General features: G+C 67.0%; 1 protein-coding gene. It reads right to left on the bottom strand.

The features are described 5' to 3' along the window. Nucleotides 1-31: 31 nt before the first annotated feature. Nucleotides 32-15,256, bottom strand: coding sequence for a YDG domain-containing protein (locus WDO72_14440; protein MEJ0086876.1), 15,225 nt, complete (start codon nt 15,254-15,256; stop codon nt 32-34).

The raw sequence follows: 15,256 nt of genomic DNA, 5'->3' as shown, positions 1-15,256 counted from the left end.
GGCCAGGATCCGGCGCGCAACGCGCGCCGGCCTAACTACGCTTGCGTTCCGAGATCAGCACCGTCCAGCTGCGTTCGCCGATGCGCACCAGCACTTCGAGCGGCAGCGCGCCGGCCGGAATATCCTTCGCCGCGAACGCCTTTTCGCCGGGCACGTAGCGCAGCCACGACGGCAATGCCGCGCCGTTGCTGAGCGTCACCCGCACCGGTGCCGCGCCGGCAGCCTGTGAAACTTCCGCCGGCAGCGGGAAGCCAAATGACATCCCCGGCGCCGCGAATTGTTCGGGGACCTCGACCGAGACCATGCCCGCGCTGCCGTTCGACGGTGCGCGGACGAACGACACGATCACGTGGGCGCCGGGCGCTGCGGGCGTCGTGTTCACGGTGCCGTCGACACGGGTGGCGGTCGCATCGGCGCCCGACGTTGCCGGCACCGTATTCACGGTGCCGCTGACAGGAGCGGCGATCGCATCGGCACCGGACGCTGCGGGCGCCGCATTCGGCGGGCCTTCGACAGGGGCGACGAGCCCGCTGCCAAAAGTCGCCGGCAAGGTGACATCCAGCAATTCCTCCGGTACTACCGGCGCGACCACCGGCAACGGCTGCGGCAACACCGGCGGCAGCGACCAGGTGCTGCTCGATCCCGTCGCGAGCGGGCCGGTGATATCGGCGGTCGTCGCGGCAGCGCTGCTGGCCAACACGTAGTTGCCGCTGTCGGCGCCGCCGGCGATCTGGATTCCGCTGACGGCAACCGGCTTGTCGTTGCCCACCGCCGGATCGGCGAATGCAGCGTCCGTCGCCATGAGCGACAGCTCATCGCCCGCGATGCGATCGTCCGTGAGAGTCACGTGCGCGGCCGTCGTCCCGTCGTACGGTTTCGATTCACCCACCGCGCCCACGGTCAACGTCGCCGGCGTGATGTCGGCCGTCGTCGCCGTCGTCGAAACGATGGCGTAGTTGCCCGCATCGGCACCGCTGGCGCGAATTCCGCTGACGTTCACGGCTTTGTCCGTCCCCGCATTCTTGTCGCCGAACGCCGCCGACTCGAAGCTCAACGTGACGGCGTCGCCGCCGAGCGGCGCGCCCGAGATGACGACGTTCGCCACGGTGTTGCCGTCATAAACCTTGTCGGCGCCGGTGGCGGTGACCGCCAGCGTGGCCTGCGTGATATTGGCGAACGTGCTGGCGCTGCTGTTTGCGATGTAGTTGCCCGCGTCGGTGCCGCTGATCGCGATACCGGACACGTCGACGAATTTGCCCGCGCCCACGTTCTTGTCCAGGAACGAACTATTCGAAGTGATCGAAACCGCATCGCCGGCGATGCGATTGTCCGTGAGGTTCACCGTGACGCCGGTGGTTGCGTCGTACACGCGGCTCTGCGCGGTAGCCGCCACGAGCAGTGCGCGTGGCGTGATGCTCGCCGTGAGGCCGGTCGGCTGCACCAGCAGATAGTCGCCGGCGTCCGCGCCGCTCAACACCACCGTGCCCGCGCCGATGGACTTGTCCGCGCCGACGTTCTTGTCGAGGAACGTGCCGGTGATCGAACCGATGCGCACGTCGTCCGAACCGAACACGCCGGTCACGCCCGCGGACCGGGTATCGAGCGTTGCAATCGTGGTGCCGTCATACACCTTGTCCAGCGCGACGACGCCCGCGACCTGCAGCGAAGCCGCGGTGATGTCCGCGCTGCTGATGGCGCTGGTCGGCGCCAGGTAGTTTGATGCCAGACCGCCGTTCGTGCCGTTCAGCAGCACGATGCCGGTGATCGTGATCCCCTTGTCGGTGCCGACGTGTTTGTCGGAAAACTGCGCGCTGCCGGTGAATACGCCGGTGACGGTCTCCGCCCCGACGAAACCAGACAGCCCGTAGTTCTGTACCAGCGCATTGGTCGTTCCGTCGTACACGCGGTCCGCGACCGTGGCGCTCAGCGTCAGCAGTTTCGGATCGATGGTGCCCGTCGCCGTGGCGGTTGGCGCCACGAAGTAGTTGGACGCGAGGCCGCCGTTCGTGCCGTCGGACAGCGCGATTCCGCTCAGGTTCACGGTCTTGCCCGTGCCCGCGTTGCGGTCGGCGAACGCCGCGCTGGCCGCGGACGCATTCACGGTCTCGCTGCCGACGAAACCGGTCAGCGTGTAGCCGGAGAGAGTCGCGGCAGTCGAGCCGTCGTAGGTCTTAGTGGTTATCGTGCCGCTGAATCCGAGCGCGGCACGGTCGATGGTGCTCGTGGTGTTGTTCACGTACGTGACCTGGTAGTTCCCGCCGGCGTTGCCGTCGTTCACCGTCACGCCGCTCGCGCTGACCGTCTTGTTGCCAGCGCCCGCATTCGCATTGGTGAACGCGAAGCTGCCGCCGCTGAGCGTATCCAGCGCGTTGCCGTTGCTCGCATTGCTGAACAGCGACCCGGCGACCAGCGTCGCCGCGCCGTTCGCGCTCAAGGTGCCATCGTAGGTTTTCGTCACGTTGCCCGACGCAACCGAAATATTCGCGCGATTGATGGTGCTGGCAGTGTTGTCTAGATAGCTGACGGTGTAATTGTTGCCGCCATTGCCGTCGTTGACGGTGGCGCCGGTCAAGGAGACGGTGCGGTTGCCGCTGCCCGCATTGGCGTTCGCGAACACATAGGTGCCGCCCGTGACACTGTCGCCACCGAACAACTGCGTGCCGCCCGCGGCCGACGCGGTGCCCGTCGCGAGCAGCGTGCCGTCATAGGTCTTGGTCACGGCGTTCGGCGTCAGCGTGAGATTCGCCCGGCCAATCGCCAGCGTGCCGTCGACGTAGTTGATCGTGTAGTTGCCGGAAGTGAGCCCCGAGCCCGAAATGCTGTAGCTGCCCGCATTGCGCGCGCCCTGGGCGGTGCCGCCGTAGACCAGCGAGCCGCCGAGCACGCCCGCGCCTTCGCTGTTCGCAAAGCCACTGTAGGCGACGCCCGCTCCACCGCTGTACGACGTGCCGTCGTAGGTGCGCGCATCGCCATTGATCGTGACGGTGAGCCCGGCGCGCGTGACGTTGAACGCCGTGGCGTTGCCCGCCGCCTGCCCGAACGTGTAGTTGGACGCGGTATAACCCGCGCCGTTGATGGCGTACTGCCCGACGTTGCTGCCCGCGATCGCGGTGGTCGTCCAGGTGGCACTGCCGCCCAGCACCGAGCTGTCCTGGCCGAGCTTGAAGCCGCCGATCGTCCCGCCGAGGGAGGGATTGGCCGCGCCATAGGCGCGTGAGGCCGTATTCGCCGTGTACGTCAGCAGGGCCTGCGTCACGGTGTAGGCGGCGCCGGTGGGGTCGCCCACCAGCGTGTAGTTGGACGTGAGGCCGCCGGTGTAACCGATGCTGTAGATGCCGGCGTTCATCGCGCTGCTCAGCGCGCTGCTGAACGTGGCCGTGCCGCCCGTGATGACGTTGCCGGCATTGTCTTCGCTGTCGAGCAGGCCCGCGCTGATCGCGTAGGTCAAACTACCCGTGGGCGTATCGCCGTAGACGTGTGTGGGCGATCCGGCGATGGCGGCGCTCACGGTCAGTGTCGGCGCGGCGTCGCGATAGATGAAGCCGTTGCCGCTCTCGGTGACGCTGCCCGGCGCATAACTGCCGTAGGTCGCGCCATAGTGGCGGAACGAGGACGTCAATCCGTCTTTGTCCGTGTGCGGGCCCGTGGCCAGGTCCGGCGTGTTGCTGTACACCAGCCAGCGCTTGCCGCTGCCCACGATCAGCGCGGTGGAGCCGGCGTCGTTGTTGAAATTGCCCGCGGCTTCGGTGGATACGAGTACGTCGCCGGCGTCGCCCTGCAGGCGGCTGCCGGTGCTCAGCGTGAGATCTCCCGAGGTACGCAAGGTCAGATCGCCGCTCACCGTGCGCACGAGACCCGTGACCGCAAGGCCGCCGGTATCCAGCAGTTGGAAGCCCGTTCCTGCCGCCGAAGCGCCGAGCGAACCCACCGCATTGCCCGCGTGATTGAGCGTTACTGCACCGCCGGCATTTGCGTTCAGCGTGCCCACGTTCGACAGCGCACCGGTCTGCGTGAGATTGCCGGCACCGCCGGCCGTGAGGCTGACATTGCCGCCGCCCGCATCGAGCGCAGTCACGGACACACCATTCGCGTCGACGTAGCTGATCGCGCCGCCGCCCGAGGTCACCGAAAGCGAGGTCGCGTCGTTCGCGGCATGGTTGAGCGTCACCGCACCGGCCGAATTGATCGAGAGGACCGGTGCGCTGATCGAGCCGTTCTGCGCGAGCGCGCCGGCGGTGGTCAGCGTGAGGCTGGTAGTGGCCGCGGCGTTCTCGATGGTAGTGAGGCCGGCCGCGGAATTGCGGACGTCGACCGTGGTGCCCGAGACCTGCAGGCGGCCGAAATTGTTGCCTGCATTCGTGAGGTTGATTCCGAGGCTGCCCGCGCTGGAATCTTCCGCGGTGAAGCTCGCGAGACCCGCGACCGTGATCGACGTGCCCGCGGTCTGGCTGATACCCGTCTGCACGTCCGCGCCGGTCACGATGGTGGCCGGGCTCGCGCTCATGGAGAGCGTGCCGCCGATATTGTTGGCCGCGTTGTTCAGCACGATGGCGTCGCCGGCGACCTGCGCACTGCCGAACGAGCGGTTGGTGCGCTCGCTGATCACGGTCAGGTTGCCGGTGTCGTTGCGGTTGCCGAGCGTGATGGCGCCGGAGGCGCGCAGTTCCACGGTGTTGGTGGCCGGCAGCGTGGTCGTGCCGCCCACGAGATTGCCGGCGCCGCCGAGCACGATGCTCGCGCCGGTGACGGTCAGGTCGCCGCGCACCTGCAGGCTCGAGCCCGCAGCCTGGGAGACCGGCTTGCCCGTCGCGGTCAGCACGTAGTTGCCGCCGACCAATGTGTTGCCGATGCTGGTCGCAGCCGCGCCGGAATTGTTGATCGTCACGTCACCGGCGTTGACCGAGGTGACCACGGAAAGATTGCCGCCGATCGTGAGCGGCGCGGATTGACTGACCACACCGCCGGCGGTCAGCGAGACGTTGCCGGTGGTCGCGAGCGCGCCGTTGATGGCGATGGCACCGCTCGAATCGAGCACCAGGTTCTTCGACACGCTCGAAACTCCGAGCGTGGTATCCGCGGCTTCCGTCACGTGCACTTCACCGCCCGTGAGCGACAAGGTGCCGAACGTGTTGCCGACATTGTTCAGCGTGATGTCGTGCGTACCGGCATTCAACGTGACCGGTGCGGTGCCGAGGCTCCAGGCGGCGGCGCCGAGCTGGGTGATGTCCCGCGTATTCGTGAGGCTGAGCGCCGTCGGCGTGCCGGTGATACCCACCGCGCCGAACGCATTGCCGGCACTGGTGAGGCTGATGCCGGCTCCCGCCGCGTACAGCGACAGGTTGCCCGAGGTCAAACTACCGCCGCTCTGCGTGATGCCGCCGCCGCCGTTCAGCGTGACCGGTGTACCGGGCGCGTTGAGCACGCCCGCCAGGTCGAGCGTACCCGTACCGGCCGCATTGCCGATGGTAAGGCTGCTCAGCGTGCCGATGGGCAGCCAGGCCAGTTCCGCCGCGGTGAGATTGAGGCCCGCGATCGGCGCGCCAGCGCCGCCGACTGCAGTATTGCGGCTGCCGGTGAATGTGCGCAGCGCGAGGCTGCCCGAACCCGTCACCGCGCGCGCGAAATTGATCTCGTCGCCGATCAGGTTCATGTCCGTGGCGTTGAAGCTCACGAGGTTGGTGAAGTTCAGCGTTCCCGTGCCAGCATTCATGGTCAGCGACGTGCCCGACGCCGGGACGACGTCCACCAGGTTGTTGAACGCGATGCCCGTGCCGACCAGATTTCCGGTCACGGTGATGGCGCCGGTGTTGTAGACCTGCGGACCATTGATCGTGAGCGCCGGCAGTGTGATGCCGGAGGTGCTGTTCACCGTGAGCCCGGTCAACGCGCTCTGCAGCTGCGACAGGCCGGCGACCGAGCCGCCACCCAGATTCAACGTGAGCGTACGGTTGCTGCCAACCGCGCCGCCGAACGTGAGCACGCCATTGCCCGTGGTGAGCGTCAGGTCGTTGTCGACCGCCAGCGTGTTGTCGAAACTGATGTTGCCGCCGCCGCTCGAGATCGTCGACGCGCCGGATACCGACACGGGCGTCACGAATTCGATCGGATCGTTGGTGGTAGTCAGGTTGACGCCCACGTTGATCGTGCCGCCGGTAGCCGCGACGCGCAGCGCGTTGAACGTGGACGCGCCGGTGAGGAAACTCACTTCACCTGTGCCCTGCGCGTTGAGGCCGAGCGTGCCGGTGATGTTCTGGCTCTGCGTGGCGGTGATGCCGTCGACGTGGATCCAGCCCGTGCCCGTGGTGTTGAGATTGAGTCCGCTCGAACTACTGATACGCGCGAGCTCGCTGCCGGAGATCGTCATCTGCCCGGCCGCATCCGCGCCGCCGAGCGCAAGATTGCGCCCGTTGCTGGCGGTAATCGTCATCAATCCGCTGCCGGAGGACATCGTGCTGTTGCCCTGCAGATCGAGATCGGCTGCCTGGATGGACAACGTGTTGTTGGACGCCGTCAGCGAGACGGTATCCAGCAGGATGAAGGAGCCGGCGCCGTTGCTGTCCGAATCCGCCGTGAAGCTGATCGGAGCGTTCACGTTGCGGCTCTGGTTCAGCGAGATGTTGTTGAGCGCGGTGTAGGTCTGGTTCAGGTCGCCGACGGTGCTGATGCCCGGCAGCGTGAGATTGTTGCCCGAGGCATTGAGACCGGTGAGTCGCACCAATCCGCCCACGACGCCACCGAGCACCACGTCGCCCGCGCCCGCGGTCAACGTGAGGAAGTGGGCGCCGTTCACGGTGCTGGGTGCGCCCGAGAACACGATGTTGCCGCCGGTGCTGGCGAGCGTCGCATCCGCGCCGAGCGTCGTCTGCCCGGTGATGGTGATGTTGCTGCCGGTGGTAGTCAGGTTGCCATTGAGCGTGACGCCGCCGCTGGCCGTGTACGCCTGCGTGCCGCTGGTGGTCGCGGCCGCGACCGAGATCGCGTTGCCAGTGGCGACGATCGACGTGAGCGGCGTGTTCGCGCCGAGCGCGCCGTTGAAACGCGCGGTGCCACTGCCCGCGGCGACGTTCAGGCTGTGCGCGCCATCGATGCCGGCGAAGGTCAGGCCGATGCCGTTGAACGCGGCGTTGGCGCCCAACGTCATGTTCTCGTTGTACGTCTGCGAACCGCTGGTGGTGACCGCGGTGGTGTTCACGACCACGGTGCCCGGCGCATCCGTGGTGATGCTGGTGAGTGCGGTGTTGCCGCCGACCAGGCCGCCGAACACAGTGGCGCCCGAGTCGTTGACGGTGAGTGTGCGCGCACCGTTCAGGGTGCCGAGGAATTGCACGTTGACACCGGTCAGCGTGCTGTCCGCGCCGAGTGTCACCGCGTCGTTGTAGGTCTGCGCGCCGCTCGTGCGGATGCTGCCGCCGTTCATGACGGTGGAGCCGCCCGCGTCGGTAGTCAGGCTGGCGAGCGCCGTCCCTGCGCCGACTGTGCCGCCGAACGTGGTTACGCCGGAGCCGGCGTTGACGGCCAGCGCCTGCGCGCCATTCACGGTGCCGTTGAAGTTGACGGCCGCGTTGTTGGTCGAGACCGTGATGAGCCCGGTGGCGAGATTCACCGGCCCGTTGAAGTTGATCGCACCGGTCGCGGGTCCACTGGTCGCGCCTACGGCGCCGTTGAGCGTGATGCCGCCCGCCGCCGTGAAGTTCATCGGCCCCGCAACCGCGAGGCCGCTGCCCGGCAGATTGAGCGTCTGGGCGGTGGCGTTCAGCCCGGTGAGCGTGGAGGCGAAGCCAATCTGGTCGAGCCCCGTGATGGTGCCGACGCTGCCAGCGAGCGCGTTGAGCGTCAGGATCTGCGCGCCGCTGACCGGCCCGCCCAGGTGCAGCGTGCTGCCGTTCGAGGCGACGCTGACCGCGCCGCCCGTGAGCGCGAGGCCGCCGTTGAAGGCCAGCCCGTCGAATCCGCTGATGCTGTTGCCGCTGCTGCCGCCGCTGGTGGCGAGGCCCGCGAAGGACGAACCCACGGTGCCGTCGCCGAGCGTGACGTTGTTGTTGAAGTTCACCGCGCCGCCGGTCGTGATGCCGGAGCGGGTAGCTAGAGTGTTGCCGAAGGTTGTCGCTCCCGTGCCCGACACGGTCAGCGCGGCGCCGGTGCCGTCGCCCAATGCCGCGACGCCGCCGACCACGCCGCTGAAGGTGGTCGTGCCGGTGCCGGCGCTCACGGTCAGATCGTTGTTGCCATCGACCGTGCCCGCGAACAACACGTTGGAATCGACGCTGGTGACGACCGCGCTCGCGCCGACCGTCACCGGACTGTTGAAGCTGATCGCGCCAGCGGCCGTGCTGGTCACGTTGCCGCTCAAGGTGATGAAGCTGCCGGCCGTGGCCGTGTACGACTGCGGTCCGGCTATCGTCACGCCGCCCGTGGGAATGGTCGGCGAGAGCGCCGTGACGCTCAGGCTGGTCAGATTGCTGCCCATGCGGTTCAGGCCGATGAGCGACGCGGTGCCGGAATTCAATGTGAGCGCATACGGGCCCGAGACGGATCCCGCAGTCTGGAAGGCCAGCGCCGAATTGTTGGAGTTGATCGTGGCGGCGCCGTTCTGCAGCAGCACGCCACCATTGAAGGTCATGCCGTCGTAGCCGGAGAGGTTCATGCCGCCGACCTTGCCGAGCGTCACGAGGCCGGTGAATACCGAGGCTGCGTTGCCGTCGGACATCGTCACCGTATCGCTGAACACGACGGGGCCGGTGATCGCGAGGCCATTGTTGGCGCTCAGCGTGCTGTCGAATGTCGCGCCGCTCGAAGTGATCTGCAGTGCCGCGCTCGCGTCGCCGGTGTTGCCGACATCGCTGACGGCGCCATGAAAGGCCACCGCACCGTTGCCGGCATTGACGGTCAGCTGGTTGGTTCCACCGGCCAGTGTGCCGGCGAAGTTGATCGCCGAGTTCGTCGACTGGATGCTCAGGTCCGCGGCCAGCGTGACCGGGCTCATGAAGTTGATCGCGCCGCTGGCGGTGCTGGTGACGCTGGCGCCGAGCGTGATGCCGCCCGCGCTGGTGTAAGTCTGCGCACCGGCGATGCTCATCTGCGGCAGCGTGAGCGCAGTGCCGGCAACGACGGCGAGCGAAGTGCTGCTGGCGTTGATGTTGGAAAGCCCGGTCACTGTGCCGTTGACCGAGGTCAGCGTCACGTCGTTGGCGCCGATCGTCACGCCCGAAGTACCGCCGACTACACCGATAGCTAGATTGCCCGCGTTGGTGAATAGGAGGTCGCCGCCCGAGAAACCGGCTGCCAGCGTGCCGACATTGTTGGCGACGTTGGCGAGCGTGGCGCTGCCCGTGCCGATGAGGCGCAGCGACGGCGCGGTGATGGCGCCGGTCTGCGTGATCGCACCGCCGGCCGAGACGGTCAGCGTTCCGCCGGCCGAGATGGTCGACGTACCGAAATTGATGGCGTTCACGTCGGCGATGTCCGCGTTCGACGCGGACACGATGCTGACGGTGCCGAAGTCGCTGGCGGGATTCGCGTTGAGGACGATCGCATTCGCGGCGCCCGCGGTGAGCACCGTGTTCCCGGCAATGGTCCAGGCGCCACCGTCGGTGATGCCGGCCGAGTGGCTTTCCGTGACGGTCGCGTTCTGCGCCGTGAGTGTCAGGTCGCCGAGCTGGTTGCCCGCCTGGGACAACACGATGTCGTGCGAACCGGCGACCAGCGTGATGGCCGACGTGCCCTGGTTCCAGGCCGAGGCCTGCGTGATGTCGTCGTTCTCGGTGATGCCCACGGTCGTCGGCGCGCCGCCGATCGCGAGTGCGCCGAGCACGTTGCCCGCATGGTTCAGCGTGATCGCATTGGTGGTCGCGTTCAGCGTGGTCGTGCCGGTGGTCGTCCAGGCGGTGGCACCCTGCGTGATCGTGTCGTTCTCGGTGATGCTGACCGCGCCGCCCGTCAGCGTCAGATTGCCGAGGATGTTGGAGGCGTTCGTCAGCGTGATGGCGTTGCCGTTCTCGGCCACCAGTGTGACCGGCACGCCGCTCATCACCCACGCGGCGCCCTGCGTGATCGCATCGTTCTCGCTGATCGCCACCGACGTCGGCATGCCGTTGGTCGTGTTGATGGTGATCGCGCCCAGCACGTTGCCGCTGCTGGTCAGGTTGATCAGGTGATTGCGCGCATCGAGCGTCACCGGCGCGGCGCCGACATTCCACACCGAAGCCTGCGTGAGATCCGTGTTGTCGGTGATCAGCACCGTGCTCAGCGTGCCGGCGGTACCCGTCATGTTGAGGCCGAGCGGGCCGATCTGGTTCGACAGGTTGTCTAGGTAGATAGACTTGCTGCCAGGATTGGCGACGATCAGGTTGGTGGTGCCGGTGGTCATCCAGCCGGTGTCGTTGTTGGCGTTCCAGATGGTGCTGGCGCCGTCGGTGATGCTGTCGTTCTCGGTGATCGTGACGTTGGTCGCCTTGACGTACAGGTCGCCGAGGACGTTGCCCACATTGGCCAGGTTGATGTTGCCGCCGCCCGCGGTGGTGCCGCCCTGGTTGTAGGCGATGAGTTTGACCACGCCGGTGCCGGTGTTCCACGCGCCGCTACCGTCGCGGATGGCGTCGTTGCTGGCGGTGTTCTGCGCGTAGATGGTCACCGTCGAGGGCACGCCGTTGGTGCTGCCGGTCGCGCCGATCACCTGCAGCGGCCCGAACACGTTGGTCGGCGTCGGGAGGTTGATCGAATAGGCGCCGGAGTTGAGCGTGGTGACGCCGTGCAGCGTCCACGCCCCGCCCTGCGTCATGCCGTTGACGTTGTCGCCCGTCTCCGTAACCTGCACCGCGCCCGCGCTGCCAGCGCCGTTGTTGAGCTGGGTCAGCGTCAGGTTGCCGAAGTAGTTGGCCTGCGTGAGCGTGATCGCCTGGTCGTTGAAAGTGGTGAGATTGATCGCGCTGTTGGTGACGGCGCTCCAGGCCGAGGCCTGCGTGATCGCATCGTTTTCGCGAATGGTGACGGACGGCGCGTTGTAGATGGAGAGTGCGCCGAGCACGTTGCCGTTCTGGCCCAGCGTGATGCCCTGGTTGAAATCGTTGAACGTGGTGTTGCCGCCGGCCTGCAACGCGGTGGACGCGAGCTGCGTCAGCGAGCCGCCGTCGCGCGAGTCGAAGTACACCGTGCCGTTCGCCGTGACGTTGCCCAGCACGAGGTTGTTGCGCGGGTTCACGACCAGGTTCCTGGCCGAATTGACCACCAGCGTCTGCCAGATGTTGATGTCGTTATCGAGGATGACGTCGTTGGCGGTGCCGGCGGTGAACGTGGCGGTGCCCGAACCCCCGCTGCCGATGTTCATCCAGTAACCGAGGTTGCCGTCCTGCGAGCTGTCGATGATCGCGCCGCCTGCCGTCACGGTCAGGTTGCGGGTCACGTTGAAGAACACGCTGCTCGTGTAGAGATCGAGCGCGTTTGCATCGACGATGCTCGCGTCGCGCGTGGCGCGGATGGTGACACGATTGAAGTCGTTGCCCGCGTTGGTGAGCACCAGATCCGCGCCGGTCGACGTGCGGAACGTGCTGATGCCGGAGCCGACGGTGGCGTTATTGACCACCAGCGCACCGGTCTGCGTGATGCCGCCATTCGGCGCGTCGACCACCAGATTGCCGCTCAGCGTCATCGCCGGCACGCTGATCGAAGATGCGTTGTCGAACCAGAACAACACGTCACGCAATCCGGCGCCCAGGCCGTTGATCACTCCCGCGCTGGCGTTGATGTTCTTGACGGAGATGTCGCGCCAGGTGCCCGCGCCCGAGGTGGAAATCGTGATCGCGCCTGCGAAGGAGTTCTGCGCGCCGGGATAGTTGGCGATGTAGTGCGCCTGGATCGGTCCCATGCCGAGGTCGCTGTTGGCCGCCGTCGTGGTGAAACTCGAAGTGCCGCCCACCGTGATGGGGGCGTAGTTGTCGAAGCTGTTGTACTGGCCGATCGACCCGCCCGCGGTGACGGCGAGGTTGCCGCTGATGGTGCTGCCGCCGGTGCCGAACACGATCGAGTTGGTGTCCGCCAGCGTGACGTTCTTGCCCGACAGGATCTGGATGAGGTTGAAGTTGTTGGTCGCGGTGTCGAGCGTGATGTCGTTGGCCGCGCCGGCCGTCAGATAGGTGTAATTGACCACCGTGACGGCACCGCTGTCGGTGATCGCGCCGGTGGTATTGATGCCCATGTTGTTGCCGTTGACCGTCGTGGTCGACAGATCCACCGCGCCCAGGCCGACGATGGCGAGGCTGCCACCGACCGTGGTGGTGCCCTGCAGGCTGACCGCGCCGCCGCTGTTGATCGACGCGTCGCTTCCCACCGTCGTGACGCCGGTGGTGCCGAGCGTGATGGCGCCGGCGCCGGAGCTGATGGCGCTCAGCGTCGTGCCCACCGTGAGCGAACCGGCCGTGATCCCGCCGACGGCGGTCATGTTCAGGTATCGGCTGACGTTCGCGCTGGCGATCGACAGCGTGTTGATGTCGGAAATCTGGACGTAGCCGCCGGTGCCGGTCGTGCCGGTCGTCGCCGCGGAAATCGTGACGGCGCCGCCGAAGTTGTTGGCTCCAGTAGCCAGATTGATGTACGGGTCTGCATAACCGAAGCCGCCGTCGGTGACGGTGAGATTGGTCGTGCCGGCCACCACGAGGTTGCCGGTCTGCGCGATCGGACCCTGCGCGGACTCGATGAGATTGCCGGACAGGTTGGTGCTGGTGAAACGCATCGCGTTGGTGTCGGCGAGCGTCGCGTTGCGGGCGGTCAGGCCGATGAAATTGAAGTCGGTGGTCGCGCGATTGATGGTGACGTCGCCGGCGCCCACGCCAATGGTGGCGGTGCCGCGCACGATCACGCTGCCGAGCGTGTTGGTGACGTTGCGCGCCACGGCCGAGGTGATCCCCATGTTGCCGGTCACGGTCACTTCGCCGAGGTCGATCGCGCCGCTCGCGGCCGTGCCGGAGAGACTGTTCTGCGCGATGTTGAATGTGCCGGCGGTCACCTGCCCGGTATTGATGATGCCCGACTGGTCCTTCGTGCCCATGGTGATGGTGAGCACGCCGTCGCCGGCATCGATCAAGCTGTTGTTCAGGAACACCGCGTCGGTCGCGGCGATGCGGTTGCCATCCGCGGCGGCGTCGTTGACGGTGAAACTGATGTTGCCGTCGTCCGAGCTCACGCTGCCGTTCAGCGTGATGCTGCGGCCGGCGCGGAAGGTGAGCGCGCCGCCGTTGCCGCTCGGGTTGATGGTCACGATGGAGCTGTTGATCGTGATGTCGTTGTTGGCCTGCAAGACGACCGCGGTGCCCGCATTCGTCATCGCGGTGATGGTGTTCGGAGCGATCGTGCTGTCGAGCGCGGGCGTGTCGGAGAACTGATCGACGTTCGCGAGTGTCGCCACGCCGAGCGCATCGACGATGATGTTGAGCGGATCGAGAAGCAGCGTGCCCGCCGCGCCGTGTTCGGCGCCGGCATCCACCAGGCCGCGGAAATCGAGGTTGCCCTTGCCCGAGACTTCGACGAAGCCGCCGGCGCCGGCATCCGCGCCGCCGCGCGCGGCGATGTGGCCGCCGTAAGTAGTTTGACCGTCCGACCAGATGGCGACGTTGCCGCCGGCTCCCGCCTGCGTGGCGCTGGCGTCGATGCTGGCATGGGTGCCCACGACGACCAGGTTCGCGTTGTCGATGGACGGATCTTTCCCGTGAAAGCCGCCGCCCACGAACACATCGCCGCCACCGGCGGCGCCGGTCGCATCGATGGAGCTCACGTCGAAGAGACCGACGCGATCGCCGGTCAACGTGACGCTGCCGCCGCGGCCGCGCCGGCTCGAAGTGCGCAATTGGGTTCCGCCGATCAAGGCGGCGGTGGGCCGCTCGTTGAACGGATCCGAAGGCGCCGGATCACCGCCCGCCGCGACGAGAATCCGTCCGCCGCCCGCGCCTCCCGATGCGTCGATGACGGCGTCCTGCAAGGTCACGTTGTGACCGGCGGCGAGCTCGATGGCGCCGCCCGTGCCGGAGGCGATTGCGGAATCTTCGATAGCCGAGGCGGAGATCGCGCCGGCGATCGCGATGTCGCCGCTGGCGATGAGTTTCACCTGGCCGCCGTCGACGCCGGAGACGTCGAGCGAACCGGTGGTTGTCTGCGTGATGTCGTCGGCAGTCAACGTGACATTGCCGCCGCCCACGGGCCACGCCGCAGCCGCGGCGCTGATGACTCCGCTGTTGACGATCTCGAGCGCAGTCACTTCGACACTGCCCGCGGGGCTGCCGTCGGCGCCCGCATTCGCGTTGATCGTGCCGCTGTTGTCGACCAGATCGCTGGCCTCGAGCACGATGCGGCCGCCCTTTGTCGACAAACCGGTCGCCTCGAGCACTCCCGAGTTGTTGACCACTCCGCCCTGCAGGCGATCGAGCGCTTTCGCAGAAAGAATGATGAGACCGCCGGGCGCGAGCACCGCACCCTTGTTCTCGACCAATGCGGCAATCGCCGACGGCTCGACGGTGATGCCCGCCAGATGATTGCCGTCGAGATTCAGGGTGATCGATTCACCGGAGGCCAGGGCGACGGTGCCCAGGCGCGCGACGATGATGCCGCTGTTGCGCACGTCGGGCGCGAGCAGCGCGATGTATCCGCCGAGCGCGGCGCGCAGTTCGCCTTCGTTGACCACGGCGCCGGTGGCGCCGTTGCGGTTGAACGTGGTCTTGCCGGCCATGAAATCGGCGTTGTCGATGCCGTGCGTGGTGGCGACGAGGCTGCCCACGTCCGCCGTCGCGCTCTTGCCGAAATAGACGCCGTTGGCGTTGGTGAGGAAGACCTGCCCGGTGGAAGTGATCTTGCCGAAAATCTGGCTCGGATTGCTGTCGAGCACGCGGTTGAGCGTGGCCGCGTCGCGGCCGGGCTGGTTGAAATTGACCTGCGCTTCGCTGCCGACGTTGAAGGTATTCCAGTCGATGATCGCGCGCAGCGTGCTCTGGTCGATATTGAGCGTCGACGTGCCGGCAACGTTGCCGGTTGTGAGGATGGCGGAACCTGCGACTACGTTGCCGCCGGTAGGTAGTTCGTGGACGGGCGGCGCGATGGCAACTCCCTGTGCCAGCGCCTGCGCGCCCACCATGGCGAGCAACACGGCGAGAAGCCCCGCGGGGCGGTTGCTGCGCTTGCGGCGCCCGCGCGATATTTCGGCGACCGGCACCCAGCAATCGAGAGCTTCATTGCGGACGAGGCGGAAGGCGCGGTTGATGCTGCCGTGTTTGTACAT

The organism is Pseudomonadota bacterium (assembly GCA_037200975.1).
Classification (GTDB): Bacteria; Pseudomonadota; Gammaproteobacteria; order Steroidobacterales; family Steroidobacteraceae; genus CADEED01.
The sequence above is the reverse complement of the archived record's forward strand: the minus strand, read 5'-3'. Positions and strand labels throughout refer to the sequence as shown.